Origin of the sequence: Proteus sp. G2626, assembly GCF_009915985.1 — a bacterium.
Classification (GTDB): domain Bacteria; phylum Pseudomonadota; class Gammaproteobacteria; order Enterobacterales; family Enterobacteriaceae; genus Proteus; species Proteus vulgaris.
The window spans coordinates 293,342-314,705 of sequence record NZ_JAABNH010000009.1 but is presented as its reverse complement, the minus strand read 5'-3'; the positions used below and the strand labels follow the sequence as shown (position 1 = coordinate 314,705).

The following is a 21,364-nucleotide window of genomic DNA, read 5'->3' as shown; positions in this document are numbered from 1 at the left end:
AGCTTAATTTTATAAAATAAGGAAATTAAATATGAATGGATTCAAAAAAATTGCATTTAATGATGATATAAATAAAATTGTATTAAAAATAGAATGTCATATAAAAGAAAATAATAAAGAGTTATTCTTTTCTCTTAATTCAGTAAAAAGAGTTTTAATTGAAAACTATATATCCATTTTTATTTCTCAAAATGAGTATGCGGCAAATGAATTTATAGAAAATATAAATAATAATTTTTTACTCTATAATAAAAATGAATTTACTAAATGTCTTGATTTTATTAAAAAAGAAATTAATTCAAGTATAGAAAATTTGTTTTTTAATAGTGCAAAATTAGCAGGGAGAGAACCTAATAAAATACAAAAAGAAAAACTAAATTTATTAATGCGCCATAATTTATCTGGTGATTATTACCTTACGTTAGAAAATGGAAAATTATTTATACAAATAGATAATGAAAGTCATAATTTTAGTATTATTGATTTTGATGGGAATGTTGAGTTCTTTTATGATAAAAATAACCTCATTAATAAAATTAATGAGGTTATAAAAAATAAAGATAATAATAGTTTCTTACATTATCGATTTTATAATAAGAGAGAATATATTGGTTATTTTAATCTAACTCAAAGTTGGAAAGTAAGTAATAAAGATATTATTAGAGAAATTATCAATGATATTAAAATAAAAAAACAGATAACTATTAATAAAGATATCAGCATCGAACTTAATGAGAGTTATTCTTATAAAAATATCTTTATTATTAGGGATAAACTAAATAAGACAGAAAAGGTACTGCATATTTATGTCGATGATATAGAAGAAGCATTTACAATTGCAAAATCTAAATATGCTCAGATAACAGACAGTGGAGAACATTTACTTTATAAAGTTGGTACAGGTTGGTTTATTACTAAAATGAAAAATAATAGTATAAAAATTTTTTCACAATATATTGATCTATTAAAACCACTAGAAAGAGTAATGAGTCGAGTTAATCTAATTACTTCCACAGAAACTAATTATGATTTTAGTCATATTCATACTCTTGCTGGGTTATGTTATGGCCTGAGTTTGAATTATTTAGTTGAAGTTAGAAATAATGGTCTAGAAGGAGGAAACAAATATTTATTCTGGTTAAAAGAAAATATACGTTCTTATCAAGATAAAATTGAAGTCATAGCTGATAAATTTGATTCTATTATATTTAGTGGTATACAAGAATATGAAATATTAAATCTAATCAAAGAAATTAAGAATATTATATTGTCTCAACATTTTCAAATGGAGAGATTAAGTGAAAAAGCACAATATTTTATTTTTGACTCATTAAATTCGACTGAATTTAGCAAAATATTAGAGGATAGAGGACTAAAAAAATCACATATAAAAAAAATAGTGTTTGATAAAGATAAAATAAATGAACACTTAGAATATGTTATGAAAAATTATGATGATTATTATGCTATTATTGCTTTTAAAGATCATGCGATTGCTATTTCGTACAAAAAATATTCTGAAAGTAATCATAAATTTTCCTTGTTTGATTCTAATAGTGAATTACTAGAGCATTCTAGTATTTCATCTATAAATGAAGTTTTGGCGAGTAAAATGGATTTTTATGGATCTCATGAAGTTGATAATAAAAAATATATTATTTTTGATGAATATAAAAGAAGAGAAACTTCAAATTACCGAAGTGCATGGGACTATAATAATATAGAGATAAATAAGGGAGTTGCTGAAAATATAAAGAAGATAGGTTTTGCATTACCTTTCAATGATAATATTGTTGGGCGTGTTATTCATTATAGTGAACAAGTGGGGCTTGTTGTCGAGCTTAAAATAGAGAGTAAAATAGTAGAAGTCATTGTGAAAAATTCAAATGTTGATGACGGTGTTTATTTAATAAAAAATCATCTTGAGCAAATAATAGAAAATAGTGAAGCAAGTAAGATTATTTTAAATAAATATGATAATGACGATTTTGATATCGAAGAAGTTGAATTTGGTTCTTTTCAAGAAATAAGGAAAGGTAAGGGATATATAGAGTTTAGTGATACATACTATCCTGAATTAATTAAGATTAATAGCTACCTATTAAAAGGGAATAAAATAGTTTTATTAAATGAGATAATTTCTTTAATAAATGGGTTAAATGGGAATATATATTTTGATAAACTAGTTTCAAGCTTTTCTCTTATTAATAAAATTGGTATTTTTAATCAGAATAATAAAAATATCTCACTTAAAAGTATATTGAGTAAAGTAAAAGATAAACTAGAGAATAAATTATTTTATGATGAGTTTATTTATGGAAAAAATAATTTGATAGCACTAGCTGAAAAAAATAGTTTAGTTGCTGCAAAACTTTATCAATTAATGCTTAATGAAATTAATGAAGGTACAAGGGGTATTAGTAACTTTATTTATGATAATATCATTGAAAGCCCTTATTTATTATCGGATAAAAATAGAAATATGGGCGTTTATGGATATGATTATACTATTGAATTTAAAGAAAACTACCAATATTTAAATGAGATAATTAAAGGAATAGATATTCCTGAATTAAAAAATACATTATTGATAGAAGATCACAACAAACTACATCTAAAAGATAATTATAAAAATCTATTAGAGTATAAAAACAACAAATATGTAAATAAGTTACTTGATTTAATTAAGAATGAAATAGATTTAAAAAGAAATAATAGGTTGGGATCTTATCATGATTTATTTTTTGATTTTTTTATAAACCAGCAATTTAATAATAAAATGATTATTCATGAAATAGGTCAGTTAGAAAATTATTTTCTTAATCATTATAGAGAAAAAAATTATGGATACCATCTAAAGGATTTCTATATTCATGAAGATAATCCATATGTTCTTTTAGAAAAATCATTATGGCAAAATAAAAATAAAATAGATTGTAGCTATTTATTATTTGATGATGATGATGAAAATTTTAAATTCTTATTTTCTGAAAATTCGACTCTGACGGGTAAAATAATAGACAATATTATTGTTGATAATATAGATTATTGTTATCAAGATGATATTATAATATACTTTTATAATGGAGTTAAAAGTGAAGAGTTAGCACTCTACTTAGATAATAAGCCAGAAATAAGTCAGTTTTTAGATTATTGCTTAAAAAATAGAATACGTGTTACTGTAACAGGAAATCAAAAGCAAAATCTTTTTAATCAATCGTTTATTAGACAAAAAAATGAGGTTGAATCCTTATATAATATTATTATAGAAAATCAGTTTTTTAATGAAAGAACAATAATTTTTGCTAAAAAAGAGAAGTTGTTAAGTTATCAATACGGTGATTTTTTTATTGAAGGCATTGCTCAACGATTAAATATGCCTATTTATAAAATTAGTAATAATACGATATCGCTCTCAAAAGAGCATGTTATTATTAAGCCCGTTACGGAAAGAAATTATATTGATAAGCCGTTGTTAACGAATGTAACATTGTCTAATTTTATTACGCCTGAAGCGGAATATAAAGATATTACATCTATTTCATCAGAGGAAAAATTAAAAATAGAAAATAAACATTTAACTAAAGATGTTTATCAATTTGTTTCTGAGTTATATCCTAGTTATCGTGATAATATTGAATTTAAAAAAGGCTATCGAAAAGATATTAAAACCTTAATATATGATTATTCAGATAATATAACTATAGCAGATATTTTTAACTATATTCAAATAAATCGTTATGATCTTACAATTGAAGAAATTGGAACGTTAATTAAGAAAGTAGATATTATTAATAATGAACAGCATAGAGAGGTATTAAGAGATCTAAGTGATAAAATTATTAATAATAATATTTCTATACATGATGCCTATTTAATATATCCAGAATCGTTATCAGCTATTTTTAGAGTCGCTGATGAAAATATGATCAAAAGTCAGTTTATACAAGTAATATATGATCCATTAATTAATAGAGAATTTAATAAATATTTAATGGGTGAAATTTCTTTTGACCATGTATTTTTAAATCACCAATATGAAGCTGATAATTCAACATTAACTGAAAAAGCAAATAGAGCAATTGAACTGATTCATGCAATATATGACAATCCAAGTTTAATAAAAAATTTAAGTTTATTATCAGAAAAATTACTTTCTTCATTTTTTGATGAAAAGAGAAAGGGTATTTTATATAGAGTATTATTAGATGGAATTTCTACATTTGAAAACTATAAATATTTAATTACTAAGCTTCAATGTATGATTTATACAGATAGTGATAAAAACGTATTTGAGGGATTGTCGCCTGCCAAAGCAATTGACAAGATAAGTCATTTAAATATTTTAGATTATCTAAATAATAGTAATAATATTTTATCTAATAAAAATAAAGAAATAGTAAAAATAAATAATCTTTCTTTTGATAAAATGCTATTAATTCATCTAGGAGCAAAAATAGATGGTAAAAAAATAGATTTAATTTCATTAAGTACTATCGATAAATGGGAAGAAAAATTAACATTTGATCCATCTTGTTTTAATGATTATTTTTTGTCACTTTCTGGAACTGAAGAAGATAAGAAAGTCATTTCTATTTTAAAGTTTCTATTAAATAATAAAAAAGATAAAATTAAATATCTTCTTTCTAGCGATACAAATAGAATTGATTATCTAGTAGCCTCTGAAAGATTGTCTGAAATTATTAATCTAGATAATAAAAAATATGATCATAATGATTGGGATACTTTGAGGCAGTTCTCATTAAATATTCCTCGCCATATGCGAATAATTAGTAAAATTGGTTACTCAAATATTACTTTTAGCACGTGGCAATCTATTAATGCTACATTTATGCTTGCTGAACAGCTTAATAATCCACTATTAGTAGCAAAAGAACGTAAAGAAATTATTCATAATCTTGCTATTATGTGGTCTGAAATGGCTTACAATGGTCTTTCTGAAATAATTGAAATAGCTTTGGCTAAAGGATTATTAAAATATCGTCATAATCCATTAGAATATATCAATAAAATAAGTACTAGAGTTGGTGTCGGTCTTAATATGCTTTCTATTGGATTTGATATTTATAATGTTTACGATAATTTTAATCGAATTTCAGATGCGCCTAATGAAAAACAACGTATTGATTATATTGTCAATGGCTCTTTGGCTGTAGTATCTGGATTGGTAACATTGGGGGTTTCTATTGCTATGCTCGCAGGCTCTACTATTGCAGGCCCCATTGGTATTGTTGCTGGTGCTGTTATTGCTTTAGCAACCTCAATTTATACAGCAGTAAGACTAATTGAAGAATCAAAAACAAAAGTGCATTTTACGCCATTTGAAGAACTCAATAATGGCTTTTATGCATTTTTGATGGGAGATCTTATTCCGGATAAAAAAAATGAAATTATTTATTTGGAAACGGAAGCGCAATTAGAATTAATGATTGATAAAAATGCGATTAATTATCTTGATGAAATAAAAAAACAATCTGATTCTGCTCGTTATTTTTATACTAATGAAAAACAAATATATCAAGAATATTATTATTATAAAGTTATTCCTAATTTAATGGGAAAAACATTAGATTCAATTTTAAATCCGCTTGGTGAGTATGTTGCTCAGCGAATATCATTAAACATGAGCCAAAAAGAAGCAGAGAAAATAGCTGCACTCTCTTATCATTTTCGTTTGGAAAAAACAGAATATAAATATTATATTCCTAAAGAAGCTATAGCTACAAATGAAATACTTATTTTTGATATGGATTTTTATATTAATGAATTGAAGCGTTATTCTATAGATATTATTTCTGATAATGATTCACCTATTTTTGATGATATCGTTGAGAGTGACTTTTTTAGAAAAATAAAAACAACACGAGAAAATAGTATTCTTCTACTGGGTGAAGAAAGGATTGCTGAAAATTTAATAAAAGTTAACCAATATAAAAAATATTATAAATCAGATTGGAGTGAATACGACGCTTTCTATTTTAATACTTATAATGGTGATGATATTATTGCCGCCCCTTCAAATACTCAAAATAACTTCGATATTTATAATGGAACGAAAAGAATAAGTGGAGGAAATAAAAGTGATATATTCAATTTATTTACTTCAGATTCACCTCTTTATGCCAGTCGTTTTTATGGACGAGAGGGATGTGACACACTTCGTATTATTAAAACAACAAATAAATATACTGGTTATGAAGTGAGTTTATTAGATAATTATGTTAAATTTAAAAAATCAGCAGAAGAAACAAATAGCCAAAATTTTCATTCTAAGCTTTTTCTCTATCAAGAGAACGGGCGCCTTTACTCTAAGCAATTAGTTGATTCTATGCCTAACATCGTATTACAAACTCAAAAAGTTATTGCTTACTTAGACAGTATTGAAAATGTCATAGGAAGTGAAATAGGCAATGACACTATTTATGGTAATCAAGAAGATAATTATTTAGATGGAGGTGGTGGTACTGATTTATTATATGGGTTAGAAGGAAATGATACTTTAGTATTACAGGAGGGATATGCTGAAGGTGGCGAAGGAAATGATAGTTATATTATTTTAAGATCATCGTTAGAAAAAAATTACAATGTTCAGTTTGAAACTATTATTAATGAAAAAAGTGAATTGCAATCTAGTATTGTAAGGTTAAATTATAATTTTGATGAAATATACTCTATTCGACGTTATGGGAAAGATATTGTTTTTTATATTAAAGTTAATGATGGAAATAGAAATAATGAGACTATTTTTCATTTAATAACACTAAAAAATGTTTATAATGAAAAGGAAAATAATTTATTAGCTCATCGATATACTTTAACTACAATGGATGGTTTTATCTTGACAGCGAATGAAAATAAAACCATTGAAAATAATATATTATATAAATTTAGTTATATAGATAAATATAGTAATAATAAAGAAGAGCTTCAATCTTTATATATAGATGATGAAACTCATTCCTTGCTAATTTCATACCCTAATAAGACTAAAAAAATTAATTTATTGCCACAATTACAATATAGTGGATTTTCTTCAGGTGAAAATTTACAATTTACTATTCTGGGAAATAATCAAGATAATCAATATGTTGGTATTACAAAGAATTCGTTTATTACGTTAAGTGCAGGCAATGATAGTTATCAAATTAGAACATTTTTAGTTTCGGATAAAAATGACACTATCAGTCTTTCATTTTCTAAACAGATAGACATATTATCTCAGCACGATACTAGTAATTTCTTTTTATCCGATATTAGTGGTTTTGATTTGATATTTAGTGACGGTATTTTATCACATCGTTATCATCCAGACTCACACTTAAAACTGTTTTTTGAGCCGTCGAGTATTAACGCTATTTTTGGATCGGGTATGAATCTTCGTTTTATTGATAAAGATAATATTATTTTTACTCTTCCAACCAAAGAAAGTATGCAACGTTTGCTTATACCTATTACTGATTTAAATTTAGCGATGAATACAGAAGATAATGTACTGATGATCCCTGAATCACTAGCCTTAAATAAAGAGGCATTATCTGCCTATTCTCTTTATCCTTTTGACTCTCAATTAATGCCTATTCCCGTCACCTTGCAAGAGGAGCAAAGTCAAGCGATAGACTTATTGTCAGTTCTCTATCTTATGGATGGGAATGATATCGTTGTTAATCATAATAAAAATAGTTCTGTCATAGATGCGGGGGCAGGAGATGATCATATTGTAGTGAATCATGGACATCATATTTTAATTGCAAGAGAAGGTAATGATAATCTCAGTGCTGGGAGCGGGAATGATTTATTAATCTCTGAGTTTGGTAATGACTATTTAAGTGGTGGGGCTGGCAATAATGTTTATATTGTGAAAAAACGTCATGGTGAAGTTATTGTTTATGATGAGGGAAATCACAGTCACCTTTTTATTTCCGGATTATCTGAACATGAGAGACTTACTGCTTTTCAAGTAGGGGATGATATACAGTATAAAACTCAGGATAATCAGTTTGTTTTAACTGTAAAAAAGAAGCCAAATGAGATTAATCGATCCGTAACGGTTATTGAAAAGCAAAGTATACTGTCTGAGGCGTCTCTTGCGGTTATTATTCAAGAAATGGCTCAATTTAATGAGCAACAACTGACAATAATGCAAGGCAGTGAATTTGTTCCATCACCTACATGGTCACCTTTACCGTTAGTAACAAAACATTTGTGATCCTTAATATAAAAAACAGCACTTATTTTAGTGCTGCTTTTATTGTTGATAACTAAAGATAAATATTTTTATTTGACGAGTGATTCAGCGCGTTTAAATACTAAGGTGTTGCCTTCTGATGCGGCTGCATTAAACTGATAACCCTCTAAATCAAATTCTTTAAGTTGTGTTTTATTAGTGAGCTTTTCTTGAATAATAAAACGGCTCATTAATCCGCGAGCTTTTTTAGCATAAAAGCTAATAACTTTAAATTTGCCATTTTTTTCATCAAGAAAAACGGGTTTAATAATCTCTGCATTGAGTTTTTGTGGGTTAACTGATTTAAAATATTCATCAGACGCTAAATTAATTAAAATGTTATCACCTTGTTCTTCAAGAGCTTTATTTAGCGTTTCTGTAATGGTGTTTCCCCAAAACTGGTATAAATCCCTACCTTTTTTATTTTTTAGTTTTACTCCCATTTCAAGGCGATAAGGTTGCATTAAATCAAGAGGCCGCAATACACCATATAAACCTGAAAGTATGCGCAAATGTTGTTGAGCAAATTGAAAATTATCTTCAGAAAAAAGCTCAGCTTGCATTCCCGTATAAACATCACCTTTAAATGCTAAAATGGCTTGGCGTGCATTTTCTGGTGTGAAATTAGGTTGCCACTCACCGAAACGAGCTGCATTTAATCCGGCGAGTTTATCGCTTATTTTCATCAAGCTTGCAATATCACTTGAAGATAACTTTCGACACTCTTCGATAAGTTGCTGGGAATATTTTAGCAATTCAGGTTGGGTGAAATGCGTTGTTGCTAAAGGCGATTCGAAGTCCAGTGTTTTCGCTGGTGAAATAGTAATTAGCATAATTCCCTCAATTGGCTATTTTAATATTGATCGAATATAACAAATTCTGTCGATAATAGGCTAAATTATAGTGATAGGAAAAAACAATGGTTTCTCTTATTTGAGGTAAAAACCGATAATTTAAACGATTCAGCTTGCGGTATTCTTCTGTTTTTTTCCGTTTTTGTTTCGCGAAAACGTTTGGCATTCAAATAATTGCTTTGTATGAATTTAAGCGTCTTGTAGTGTGAGCAGTCCATGTTATTATCAATAGATATCCGCAGGTGACTGCAAACAGATTTACCTAGTAGATGAGATAAACAAAATGACCAACAAATTGACTTCTTTGCGTAAACTGACAACCGTTGTTGCTGACACTGGCGACATTGCAGCAATGAAACTGTATCAGCCTCAAGACGCAACTACCAACCCATCTTTAATTTTAAATGCAGCTCAAATTCCTGAATATCGTAAATTAATTGATGAAGCGATTGAATGGGCTCGCTCACAAAGCAATTCACGTGAACAACAAATCGTTGATGCTTGTGACAAGCTGGCAGTAAATATTGGCTTAGAAATTTTAAAACTGATCCCTGGCCGTATCTCGACAGAAGTGGATGCACGTCTGTCTTATGATACTCAAGCATGTATCGAAAAAGCGCGTCATTTAATGAAGCTGTATAACGATGCAGGTATTAGTAACGACCGTATTCTTATCAAATTAGCATCTACTTGGCAGGGAATTCGTGCCGCAGAGCAATTAGAAAAAGAAGGTATCAACTGTAATCTGACTTTACTGTTCTCTTTCGCTCAAGCGCGTGCATGTGCTGAAGCAGGTGTTTACCTGATTTCTCCATTTGTTGGTCGTATCATGGATTGGTATAAAGCCAATACAGATAAAAAAGAATTTGCCCCTGCTGAAGATCCGGGTGTGATTTCTGTTACTGAAATCTATAACTATTACAAACAACACGGTTATAACACAGTAGTTATGGGCGCAAGCTTCCGTAATATAGGTGAGATTTTAGAATTAGCCGGTTGTGACCGCTTAACTATCGCGCCAGCACTGCTAAAAGAATTATCAGAAGCTGAAGGCGAAGTTGAACATAAATTATCTTATAAAGGTGAAGTGAAAGCACGTCCAGAGGCTATCACTGAAGCTCAATTCTATTGGGAACATAATGCAGACCCAATGGCAGTAGATAAATTATCTGATGGTATTCGTAAATTTGCTGTCGATCAGGAAAAATTAGAGAAAATGATTGCGGATTTATTATAATTCGTCGTTAAATTCTTATAAAAATCTTAAATACCCATCTTTTATAGGTGGGTATTTTCATTTTTTTCTTCTCAAAATAACATTTAAGAAAATTTTAAGATTAAATTGATTGGAATATATTATTTATCCAGTAATAATTATAAAAATATATTATTAAAATACTCTATTTATTATTGGTGAATTATGAAAAAGATTGTCTTGGCAACGGTACTTGCATCGTTATTTCTTAGTGGCGCTGCAATGGCAGAGAGTAAAACCGCGTTCTCTTTACCTGCAATTGAAAAAAGTGCTGAAAGTGGAAACTCAGCATCTCAATATCAATTGGGCGTAAAATATGAGAATGGTGAAGGTGTTGAACAAGATGCACAAAAAGCGTTGGAATGGTATACCAAAGCTGCTGAACAAGGCCATGCTGAAGCACAGTTAAACTTAGCGCTTATGTATGATATGAGCGATGAGATTGAGCGTGATGCAGAAAAAGCGGTTTACTGGTATAACAAAGCTGCGGTTCAAGGCGTTTCTTTAGCACAATATAACCTAGCTGTTTCTTATGATGATGGTGATGGTGTAGAGCAAGATCATGAGAAAGCAGTATATTGGTACACTAAAGCCGGTGAGCAAGGTGATAGTGATGCACAATACAACCTCGGTATCTCTTATGATGAAGGTATTGGTGTAGCACAAGATCATGAAAAAGCGGTTGTTTGGTATACAAAAGCAGCAGAACAAGGCCACTCTGATGCACAATACAATCTTGCTGTCTCTTATGATGATGGTGAAGGAGTTGAACGTAACGGCACTAAAGCTGTTTTTTGGTACACCAAGGCTGCAAACCAAGGTAATCGTGACGCACAAAATAACTTAGGTGTGATGTACGATGAAGGCGATGGTGTGGCTAAAGATGCACGTAAAGCTGTTGAGTGGTACAGAAAATCAGCTATTCAAGGTAATGGTCTTGCGCAAAATAACCTTGCGTTAAATTATTACTATGGCAAAGGCGTTAAACGTGATCTGAAAGAAGCTTATGCATGGTTCTCTGTTGCCGTTGAAAATGGTGATGGTGATGAAGCGATGCTAAAACGCACCGCTCGTGCATTAAATGCAGCACAATTAGCTGAAGCAAAAAGTTTAGCTGCGTCTTATATTGCTAAATATATTGATGAGTAATATTAATTAGTATTATTCAAGATTAAAGAGGGGGAGCTTATGCTCCCTTTTTCTATATTTAGCTAACGATAAATAAATATAGATCTTTATCATTTTTTATTATCCATTCTCAATAATCAAATATTAAACATCAGTAATATATTGAGATTGTTTTTAATTCTCTTGTGTTCTCATGGTAATATCTGCGCGTAAGTTAGATGGTCATTGATTAATTGAGGTTGATATGAATGAATTACGCATAGGGTTAGTTTCTGTTTCTGATCGCGCATCAAGTGGGGTTTATGAAGATAAAGGTCTACCCGCTTTAGAGGCTTGGCTAAAAGCTGCGTTAACAACGCCTTTTCATATCGAATCTCGGTTGATCCCGGATGAGCAATTAATGATTGAGCAAACACTTTGTGAACTTGTTGATGAATCGGGTTGCCATTTAGTCCTTACAACCGGTGGAACGGGCCCTGCTCGCCGTGATGTTACGCCTGATGCGACTTTGGCTATTGCAGATAGAGAGATGCCTGGTTTTGGCGAACAAATGCGTCAAATTAGTCTGAAATTTGTACCAACAGCGATTTTGTCTCGGCAAGTTGGTGTTATACGTAACCAAGCATTAATTTTAAACTTACCTGGACAACCTAAAGCGATTGCAGAAACGCTGGAAGGGTTAAAAGACAGTGACGGTAAAGTCATTGTGAGTGGCATTTTTGCAAGCGTGCCTTATTGTATCCAATTGTTAGATGGTCCTTACATTGAAACAAACGAAAATATTGTTACCGCATTTAGACCAAAATCAGCCCGTCGTTCTACTTCTGCCTAAATAATTTAAGAGGTTATTCTAACTGTTTGTTTGTATGAGTGGATAGAATTCATACTATATTCAAGTAGTACAAAAATAACCTCATTTCTATTTAATCCCTTTTTCCTAGTGTTTTTTTTTTAAAAATACTTTGTTATCAATGTATTGTGGTTCTATTTTGAGTCTAATCTTCAGTCAATTGTATTAATTCGTTATGATATTATTTATTTTTGAAGTAATGTATTGATAAATAAACCTTTTTTGTTTATTGAGGCTTGTTTAACCTATTTTTTTCGCATTTTTTGCATTTTTTTTCATGATTCCCCTTGATGAATGTATTTATGACCCCATCTTCTTTTCAACTGCAATTACCACTCTTGAGTTGCGTTGATTTTATATCCGCTTTGAGATGATGTTGTAATAAGTCTATTAATTTGTGACTTGAAAAATGAATATTCATCCTCATATAGATTGGTAGTCAAATTGATAAAGAATTCTCTTTGGAGGCGTTTAAATGGGTAAAATTATTGGTATTGACCTGGGTACAACTAACTCTTGTGTTGCTGTAATGGATGGCAAAAATGCCCGGGTTATTGAAAACGCTGAAGGTGACCGCACAACACCTTCAATCGTTGCATATGCACAAGATGGTGAAATCTTAGTTGGTCAACCAGCAAAACGTCAGGCTGTGACTAACCCACAAAATACTTTATTTGCCATCAAACGTTTAATTGGTCGTCGCTTCGAAGATAGTGAAGTTCAGCGTGACGTTGCTATCATGCCTTACAAAATTGTAAAAGCTGATAACGGTGATGCGTGGATTGAAGCACGTAACGATAAAATGGCTCCACCACAAGTATCTGCTGAAGTCCTGAAGAAAATGAAGAAAACAGCAGAAGACTATTTAGGTGAAACAATTACAGAAGCCGTTATTACTGTTCCTGCTTACTTTAACGATGCTCAACGTCAAGCAACTAAAGATGCGGGGCGTATCGCCGGTCTTGAAGTTAAACGTATTATCAACGAACCAACTGCGGCAGCTCTGGCTTACGGCTTAGATCGTGAAGTAGGCAACCGCACTATCGCTGTTTACGACTTAGGTGGTGGTACATTCGATATCTCTATCATTGAAATTGATGAAGTAGATGGCGAAAAAACCTATGAAGTTCTGTCAACTAATGGTGATACTCATTTAGGTGGTGAAGACTTCGATAGCCGTTTAATCAACTACTTAGTTGATGAATTTAAAAAAGAACAAGGCATTGATCTGCGTAACGATCCATTAGCAATGCAACGTCTGAAAGAATCTGCTGAAAAAGCGAAAATTGAATTATCTTCAGCACAACAAACAGATGTTAACTTGCCGTATGTTACTGCTGATGCAACAGGCCCTAAACACTTAAATATCAAAGTAACTCGTGCAAAACTAGAATCTTTAGTTGAAGATTTAGTGAAACGCTCAATGGAGCCAGTACGTGTTGCTTTAGAAGATGCAGGCTTGAAAGTTAGCGAAATTAACGACGTTATCCTGGTTGGTGGTCAAACTCGTATGCCAATGGTTCAAAAAACCGTTGCTGATTTCTTTGGTAAAGAGCCACGTAAGGATGTTAACCCAGATGAAGCGGTTGCAATGGGGGCGGCTGTTCAAGGTGGTGTATTAGCCGGTGATGTTAAAGACGTTCTGTTACTTGACGTAACTCCACTGTCTTTAGGTATCGAAACAATGGGGGGAGTAATGACTTCTCTGATTGCGAAAAATACCACAATCCCAACTAAACATAGCCAAGTGTTCTCTACCGCAGAAGATAATCAATCTGCAGTAACTATTCATGTATTACAAGGTGAACGTAAACGTGCGAGCGATAACAAATCGCTGGGTCAGTTTAACTTAGATGGTATTCAAGCAGCACCACGCGGTATGCCACAAATTGAAGTAACTTTTGATATTGATGCTGATGGTATTTTGCATGTATCAGCTAAAGATAAAAACAGTGGACGTGAGCAAAACATCACCATTAAAGCTTCTTCTGGTTTAAATGAAGAAGAAATCCAAAAAATGGTACGTGATGCAGAAGCGAACGCAGAAGCTGACCGTAAGTTTGAAGAATTAGTGCAAACTCGTAACCAAGCTGACCAATTAGTTCACGGTACTCGTAAACAAATTGAAGAAGCTGGTGATAAATTACCAGCGAACGATAAAGAAGCTATCGAAAAAGCGGTAAGCGAGTTAGAAATAGCTTCTAAAGGCGAAGATAAAGACGCTATCGAAGCAAAAATTAAAGCATTAGTTGAAGCTTCTGAAAAGCTGTTAGAAATTGCACAACAACAAGCACAAGCGGGTGCTGCAGGTAATGCTGCTGACGCAGAGGCGAGTGCGAAGAAAGATGATGATGTTGTCGATGCAGAGTTTGAAGAAGTTGACGGTAAAGACAAGAAATAATGCCCTTAACGGGCCACGGTAACTCACCTGTGAATAGTTACTGATACCGAACACGGGCGTCGAGGAAACTCAACGCCCGTGTGCTTATGTCAAGGGTAATCTAGAATGGCGAAAAGAGATTTTTACGAAGTACTCGGTTTAAGTAAAAGTGCCGACGAAAAAGAAATTAAACGTGCATATAAGCGTTTAGCAATGAAATATCACCCAGACCGTAATCAGGGTGATAAAGAGTCAGAATCAAAATTTAAAGAAATCAAAGAAGCCTACGAAATTTTAAGTGATGCACAGAAACGTGCTGCTTACGATCAATATGGCCATGCAGCCTTTGAGCAAGGCGGGTTTGGTGGCCAAGGTGGTGGTGGTTTCGGTGGTGGCGCTGACTTTGGTGATATTTTCGGTGATGTTTTTGGTGATATTTTTGGTGGTGGTCGCCGTCAACAACGTGCATCACGAGGGTCTGACTTACAATACAACATGGACTTAACGCTTGAAGAAGCTGTTCGTGGTATTACCAAAGAAATTCGTATACCTACACTAGAAACATGTGACAAATGCCATGGTAGCGGTGCTAAAGAAGGTACATCAGCTGAAACATGCTCTACCTGTCATGGTGCGGGTCAGGTTCATTTACGTCAAGGCTTCTTCACTGTACAACAAGCATGTCCAACGTGTCATGGTCGAGGTAAAGTGATTAAAGAGCCTTGCTCTAAATGTCATGGTGATGGTCGTGTCGAGCGTTATAAAACCCTGTCTGTTAAAATTCCAGCTGGCGTTGATACGGGTGATCGCATTCGCTTAAGTGGTGAAGGTGAAGCAGGTGAAAATGGTGCACCAGCAGGCGATTTATATGTACAGGTTCATGTTCGCCAACATCATATTTTTGAGCGTGATGGCAATAACCTGTATTGTGAAGTTCCGATTAACTTTGCGATTGCGGCTTTGGGAGGCGAAATTGAAGTTCCTACACTGGATGGCCGTGTAAAACTTAAAATCCCAGCAGAAACTCAAACGGGCAAAATGTTCCGTATGAAAGGTAAAGGCGTCAAGTCAGTACGTAGTAGCACTGTCGGTGATTTGATGTGCCGTGTTGTTGTTGAAACACCGGTTAAACTCAATGAGAAACAAAAAGAGTTAATGGAACAACTTGGTGAATCATTTGGTGGTAAAAGTGGTGAGAAAAATACACCGCGCTCTAAAAGCTTCCTAGATGGTGTGAAAAAATTCTTTGATGATTTAACCAAATAATTTTTATTCCCCCTTTCAAAAAGGCCTGATGACAGTATTTATCATCGGGCCTTTTTATTTTAATATGGCTCAATATTATCCCATCTTGATGGCGACAATCCCCGTTAAAATGACTAAGCACGCTAAGAGTTGTTTACGGTTAAATTGCTCTTTTAGCAAATAAACAGATAAGACCATGGCAAATAGTACACTGGTTTCTCTTAATGCCGCGACAAGCACAATAGAGGCATGACTCATTGCCCAAATTACAATGCCATAACTGACTAATTGCATGACACCACCTAAAAACGCGGGCTTCCAATAATCTTTTATTTTGGTTTTTAAGTACTGGCGATAACGAAGCCATGCCAGTAAATACATCGCAATACCATTTAAAAAGAAGAGCCACAAAATATAAGCAAAAGGTGTTTCACCCACACGGGATCCATTACCATCAGATAGAGTATAACTTGCGGTAAATAATGCAGTAAGGAGCGCAAAAAAGAGCGCATCTTTACGCAAATTCAGTGTTGCTATTTTTCGGCTACGTGAAATAAGGATAATACCTAAAATAATCAATAGAATACCGATTAATCCAGTAATGGGGAGTGTTTCATGAAAAAGAAAAAAACCAAGAACTGCGGTCATTAATGGTGCACTACCACGAGAAATTGGGTAGATCTGGTTAAAGTCTGCCAAGGTATAACATCGGCTTAAAGAGAGTGTGTAACCAATATGAAATAGGACGGAAAGAATAAGCCATTTCCATGCACCTATATCAGGTAATCCAACCAAAAACAGCGCGGGGATTGTTACAATACCTGAAAAAAAGGTCAGTAACGAGATCCCTAGAAATCGATCACTGCCGACTTTGACTAATGCATTCCAACATGCATGGAAGACAGCGGCAAATAGTACGGCAACAAAAATGGTAATCGACATATTGATAGAAGCCTTAGTACAAAAGCGAAAATTATTTTTATAAAACCATAGCACAATGGTTAAATAGTGAAATATATAACATTTTCTTTTTTCTTATAATCTTAGGATGCTGTAAATAAAAAAGAGAGAAAGGGTATTGTTTGGTGTGGTTGAAAATTAGTCTATTTGCTCTATTTTATCAGTTGGGAGTATTTATTCAATTAGATGTCTATTTTTACTTATTTGTTAAAATATTAGCTATTTATCAATAGATTAAATTTAATTAATTTAATTATTTTTTATTTTCTCTATTGGGAAATAATATTGATTAATTTCGACTACCTATCTTGTTTCTCTTAATATTTCCTATTTAATTCGAATAATCCGAGCTATTATCCATAAATAAACTGTTTTTTACGAATTCATGGTTAGCATATTATTAACAAGATTAGTAATCTTGAGGTTAATATTATGACGGCAATTATTAGACAATTTTTGAGATTAGAGGCATCAGGCGGTATTCTTCTGATTATTGCTGCTATTATCGCATTGATTATGGCGAATACACCTCTAAGTGCTTTGTATAATGAGTTTTTATCTATTCCTATCATGATCAAGTTTGGTGCATTCGAACTTGATAAGCCACTCTTGCTTTGGGTAAATGATGCCTTAATGGCTATTTTCTTTTTAGTGGTTGGATTAGAAGTTAAACGCGAGTTAAAAGAAGGTTCTTTAGCTCAACGTGATAGAGCTATTTTTCCTGCAATTGCTGCTGTGGGAGGGATGTTAGCGCCTGCATTAGTTTATCTCATGTTCAATCATACAGATGCTGTTGGGCAACAAGGTTGGGCTATTCCGGCGGCAACGGATATTGCATTTGCATTGGGCGTTATGGCGCTATTAGGTAAACGTGTCCCTGTTGAGTTAAAAGTTTTCTTATTAGCTTTGGCGATTATCGATGACCTAGGCGTTATTGTGATTATTGCACTCTTTTATTCAAAGAGTATTGCATTGATGCCGTTGGCTTTGGCTGGGGTGATTGTTATTACTCTAGGCCTAATGAATTGGCGTAAAGTTGGTAATACCGCAGCTTATTTGGTTCTTGGATTTATTTTGTGGGTGTGTATTTTAAAATCAGGCATTCATGCCACCATTGCGGGTGTCATCGTCGGGTTCCTTATCCCATTAAGAAATAATGAAGGTGATTCACCTTCTGAGGAATTAGAGCATGTGCTACACCCTTGGGTTGCTTATTTAATTTTGCCACTGTTTGCATTTAGTAATGCAGGGGTATCCTTAAATGGAGTGACATTGGATGGTATGTTATCAGCATTACCATTAGGTATCGCATTAGGCCTATTTTTAGGTAAGCCGATCGGAATTTTCCTCTTTAGTTGGGTTTCGGTAAAACTAGGCATTGCAAAATTACCAGATGCGATTAATCTTAAACAAATATTTGCAGTATCTGTGCTCTGTGGTATCGGTTTTACTATGTCTATCTTTATCGCAGGATTAGCTTTTGATGGTGCAGATGAAGCTTATAATACCTACTCTAAGCTTGGTATTTTAGTAGGTTCAACGATAGCTGCTATTGTGGGATATTTGTTGCTTCGTTCTGTTTTACCGAAGTTAAAAACGAAGTCAATATAAGGAAATTTATTACGGATTTGAGTTTCTCAACACAATAAATACCGAGCAATATATTTAAACCTACGGTGCAATACAGTGTATTGTGCCGTAGGTGTTTTTATGAGGATTGGATGCAAGGAAAGCCAATCGCAAACTAATGCGTTATTACATAGTCTGTGTCTAGATCACAGAAGTTGAAAGGAAGATAACTATGCGGGTGTCACATCTCAATTTTAACCATCTTTATTATTTTTGGCATGTGTGTAAAGAAGGCTCTGTTGTAGGTGCAGCAGAAGCCCTGTATCTGACACCTCAGACAATTACAGGGCAGATTAAAGCATTAGAAGAAAGATTAGGTGGTAAGTTGTTTAAACGCCAAGGAAGGGGACTGGTTCCTTCAGAATTGGGGCAACTTATTTTCCGTTATGCTGATAAAATGTTTATGCTAAGTCAAGAAATGCTGGATATCGTCAACTATAGTCGTGAATCGAGCTTATTATTTGATGTCGGTGTCGCAGATGCATTATCTAAACAACTAGTTAGCCGCATATTGGAAACAGCTGTGATTGATCATGAGCAAATCCACCTGCGCTGTTTTGAATCAACGCATGAATTATTATTAGAACAATTAAGTCAGCATAAACTGGATATGATTTTATCAGATTGCCCGGTCGATTCTTCTCAGCAAGAAGGTTTATTTTCTGTAAAACTCGGTGAATGTAATATGAGCTTTTTTTGCAGTCACCCACTTCCTGAAAAACCATTTCCTGAATGCTTAGAAGAGCGAAAACTACTCATTCCAGGTCGTCGATATATGTTAGGTCGCCATTTATTAACGTGGATACGCAATAAAAATCTGCAAGTGGAAATATTGGGAGAGTTTGATGATGCGGCATTAATGAAAGCATTTGGATTAAATTATAATGCTATTTTTGTTGCACCTTCACTGTATACCGATGAAACTTTCGCTCATAGTAATATCGAAGAGATTGGGATGCTCGACACTGTAAAAGAAGAGTACTACGCGATTTTTGCAGAACGAATGATCCAACATCCAGCGGTTCAACGTGTTTGTAATACTGATTTTTCGGCACTTTTTAATGGAGATAAAAAGAGTGTTGTAAGCCCATAAGTGGGTTGCAGTTCAAAGGGAGAAAATAAAAAACCGGCTTAAGCCGGTTTTTTATAACACAAGAAAGCAATATTACATTGCTTTGATTTGTGCTTGCAGATTAGCTTTATGACGTGCAGCTTTATTCTTATGAATTAAGCCTTTAGTTGCCTGACGGTCAACAATTGGTTGCATGTCATTAAATGCTTTTTGTGCTGCTTCTTTATCACCTGAAGCAACTGCTGCGTATACTTTTTTAATGTAAGTACGCATCATAGAACGACGGCTTGCGTTGTGCTGACGACGCTTTTCAGACTGAACCGCACGTTTCTTAGCTGATTTGATATTAGCCAAGTTCCAACTCCCAAATATATTCTAGCGAGGACAAATACAAAGGTGAAGGAATATGCCTTTTCAACCTAAGTTTGTCAATGGATTTATACAAAATTAGCGTCGTTGTACGCGACACTTGTTTCGTTGTGATGGCGCAAGATTTTATCAGTTAAGACGGGTAGAATACAGTCCTTTGAGTGAAAAAATCATCAAAATCGTGTATATGAGTAATAAATAATAGATTCTAATAGGATCTACGATTGATTTTATGCGATTTTATAACCAAGAAGTGAGTGATAGTCCATTTTTGTTTGATGTGAGTAGTCACATTTAAGAATAACAGTGAATCGACTCGTTGAGATATTACTCATCAATAAACATTGATATATTGGGTTACTCTCAAGCCTTTGACAAGGTATAATCCAATAATTTCCACGGTATTGAGCCAGTTATGGAGCTAATTCGCGGTATACAGAATATTAGAGCGCTACATCATGGTTGCGTTCTGACGATTGGGAATTTTGATGGTGTCCATCGAGGCCATCAGGCATTATTGAAACATTTGAAGCAAGAAGCTTCACAACGAGGGTTACCCACGGTTGTGATGACATTTGAGCCTCAGCCACTTGAGTTCTTTTTACCAGAAAAGGCGCCAGCACGTCTGACTCGTTTGCGAGACAAGATAAAGTATTTGGCTGAATGTGGTATTGACTACCTTTTGTGTGTCAAATTTGATAAACAGTTTGCTGCACAAACACCTGAAGAGTTTGTTTCATCCCTGCTGGTCAATAAATTAGGGGTGAAGTTTCTTGCTATTGGTGATGACTTTCGCTTTGGCAAACATCGTGAAGGTGATTTCCACTTTTTGCAACAAGCGGGCGTTCGGTATGGATTTGACGTCGCGAATACAGAAAGTTATTGCGATAAAGGATTACGTATCAGTAGCACCGCGGTACGAGAAGCGTTACTCAATGATGATTTAGTGCTTGCTGAATCACTTCTTGGACACCCTTACAGTGTTTGTGGACGAGTTGTTCATGGTAATGAATTGGGTAGAACTATTGGTTTTCCGACAGCCAATATTCCAATGAAGCGCTTGGTTGCACCAGTGAAAGGTGTTTATGCCGTTGATGTCTATTTATCAGATAATCAATTGCCTTTGCCTGGTGTGGCAAATATCGGAAGTCGCCCAACTGTAAAAGGGAAGGGCGTACAATTAGAAGTTCATTTAATCGACGTTAATATGGATTTATATGGACGTTGTATTGATGTTGTGTTACGAAAGAAATTACGTAATGAACAGCGATTTGCATCATTGGATGCATTGAAGCAGCAAATCGCAGATGATGTGGCTACTGCTAGGGATTTTTTATCACAGCGGTCGGAGTCATAAACTAGCGGAAAATTGGAACT

General features: G+C 33.4%; 12 protein-coding genes. 9 read left to right on the top strand and 3 right to left on the bottom strand.

Going from position 1 to position 21,364, the window contains the following annotated elements; all coding sequences use genetic code 11:
• The first annotated feature begins 31 nt into the window (after positions 1–31).
• The gene (locus tag GWJ05_RS05755; protein ID WP_161681163.1) at positions 32–8,227 is read left to right on the top strand and encodes an RTX toxin; all 8,196 of its coding nucleotides are present in this window, start codon (positions 32–34) and stop codon (positions 8,225–8,227) included.
• Between the two features lie 68 nt (positions 8,228–8,295).
• On the opposite strand, the gene yaaA is transcribed toward GWJ05_RS05755, so the two are convergent.
• Positions 8,296–9,078 (bottom strand): peroxide stress protein YaaA, encoded by a 783-nt coding sequence (gene yaaA, locus GWJ05_RS05750; protein ID WP_036932985.1) that lies wholly within the window; start codon positions 9,076–9,078, stop codon positions 8,296–8,298.
• 304 nt (positions 9,079–9,382) lie between these two features.
• Between yaaA and tal the strand changes: the two genes are divergently transcribed.
• The 5 genes from tal to dnaJ all read left to right on the top strand — a co-directional run bounded on the left by tal (position 9,383) and on the right by dnaJ (position 15,978).
• Complete coding sequence (tal, locus tag GWJ05_RS05745; protein ID WP_036932984.1) at positions 9,383–10,336, top strand: transaldolase; 954 nt, start codon at positions 9,383–9,385, stop codon at positions 10,334–10,336.
• A 183-nt stretch (positions 10,337–10,519) separates the two neighbouring features.
• The gene (locus tag GWJ05_RS05740; protein WP_103005020.1) at positions 10,520–11,503 is read left to right on the top strand and encodes a tetratricopeptide repeat protein; all 984 of its coding nucleotides are present in this window, start codon (positions 10,520–10,522) and stop codon (positions 11,501–11,503) included.
• A gap of 223 nt (positions 11,504–11,726) precedes the next feature.
• On the top strand, positions 11,727–12,314 hold the full coding sequence (gene mog / locus GWJ05_RS05735) for a molybdopterin adenylyltransferase (protein ID WP_036932982.1): 588 nt from the start codon (positions 11,727–11,729) through the stop codon (positions 12,312–12,314).
• Positions 12,315–12,807: 493 nt separating this feature from the next.
• Positions 12,808–14,733 (top strand): molecular chaperone DnaK, encoded by a 1,926-nt coding sequence (gene dnaK / locus GWJ05_RS05730; RefSeq protein ID WP_036932980.1) that lies wholly within the window; start codon positions 12,808–12,810, stop codon positions 14,731–14,733.
• Between the two features lie 105 nt (positions 14,734–14,838).
• Positions 14,839–15,978 carry a molecular chaperone DnaJ gene (gene dnaJ / locus GWJ05_RS05725; RefSeq protein WP_036932979.1) on the top strand — a complete coding sequence of 380 codons (1,140 nt, stop codon included), beginning with the start codon at positions 14,839–14,841 and terminating at the stop codon, positions 15,976–15,978.
• Positions 15,979–16,053: 75 nt separating this feature from the next.
• Here dnaJ and GWJ05_RS05720 read toward each other — a convergent pair whose 3' ends face one another.
• Positions 16,054–16,899, bottom strand: coding sequence for a DMT family transporter (locus GWJ05_RS05720; RefSeq protein WP_087802944.1), 846 nt, complete (start codon positions 16,897–16,899; stop codon positions 16,054–16,056).
• Positions 16,900–17,349: 450 nt separating this feature from the next.
• On the opposite strand from GWJ05_RS05720, the gene nhaA reads away from it, so the two are divergent.
• Both nhaA and nhaR read left to right on the top strand, forming a co-directional pair.
• Positions 17,350–18,528, top strand: a complete 1,179-nt coding sequence (gene nhaA, locus GWJ05_RS05715; protein ID WP_036932978.1) for a Na+/H+ antiporter NhaA — start codon at positions 17,350–17,352, stop codon at positions 18,526–18,528.
• Positions 18,529–18,718: 190 nt separating this feature from the next.
• Positions 18,719–19,639 (top strand): transcriptional activator NhaR, encoded by a 921-nt coding sequence (gene nhaR, locus GWJ05_RS05710; protein WP_036932977.1) that lies wholly within the window; start codon positions 18,719–18,721, stop codon positions 19,637–19,639.
• Between the two features lie 72 nt (positions 19,640–19,711).
• Here the strand turns inward: nhaR and rpsT are convergent, their stop codons facing one another.
• A complete protein-coding gene (rpsT, locus tag GWJ05_RS05705) occupies positions 19,712–19,972 on the bottom strand; it encodes a 30S ribosomal protein S20 (protein WP_004248964.1) in 261 nt (86 codons plus the stop codon).
• A 430-nt stretch (positions 19,973–20,402) separates the two neighbouring features.
• On the opposite strand from rpsT, the gene ribF reads away from it, so the two are divergent.
• The gene (gene ribF / locus GWJ05_RS05700) at positions 20,403–21,344 is read left to right on the top strand and encodes a bifunctional riboflavin kinase/FAD synthetase (RefSeq protein WP_036932976.1); all 942 of its coding nucleotides are present in this window, start codon (positions 20,403–20,405) and stop codon (positions 21,342–21,344) included.
• Positions 21,345–21,364 lie beyond the last annotated feature (20 nt).

Excerpts from the sequence above, each read along its gene's own strand:
- GWJ05_RS05755 (WP_161681163.1), top strand. The coding sequence starts at position 32 with ATGAATGGATTCAAAAAAATTGCATTTAATGATGATATAAATAAAATT.
- yaaA (WP_036932985.1), bottom strand. The coding sequence starts at position 9,078 with ATGCTAATTACTATTTCACCAGCGAAAACACTGGACTTCGAATCGCCT.
- tal (WP_036932984.1), top strand. The coding sequence starts at position 9,383 with ATGACCAACAAATTGACTTCTTTGCGTAAACTGACAACCGTTGTTGCT.
- GWJ05_RS05740 (WP_103005020.1), top strand. The coding sequence starts at position 10,520 with ATGAAAAAGATTGTCTTGGCAACGGTACTTGCATCGTTATTTCTTAGT.
- mog (WP_036932982.1), top strand. The coding sequence starts at position 11,727 with ATGAATGAATTACGCATAGGGTTAGTTTCTGTTTCTGATCGCGCATCA.
- dnaK (WP_036932980.1), top strand. The coding sequence starts at position 12,808 with ATGGGTAAAATTATTGGTATTGACCTGGGTACAACTAACTCTTGTGTT.
- dnaJ (WP_036932979.1), top strand. The coding sequence starts at position 14,839 with ATGGCGAAAAGAGATTTTTACGAAGTACTCGGTTTAAGTAAAAGTGCC.
- GWJ05_RS05720 (WP_087802944.1), bottom strand. The coding sequence starts at position 16,899 with ATGTCGATTACCATTTTTGTTGCCGTACTATTTGCCGCTGTCTTCCAT.
- nhaA (WP_036932978.1), top strand. The coding sequence starts at position 17,350 with ATGACGGCAATTATTAGACAATTTTTGAGATTAGAGGCATCAGGCGGT.
- nhaR (WP_036932977.1), top strand. The coding sequence starts at position 18,719 with ATGCGGGTGTCACATCTCAATTTTAACCATCTTTATTATTTTTGGCAT.
- ribF (WP_036932976.1), top strand. The coding sequence starts at position 20,403 with ATGGAGCTAATTCGCGGTATACAGAATATTAGAGCGCTACATCATGGT.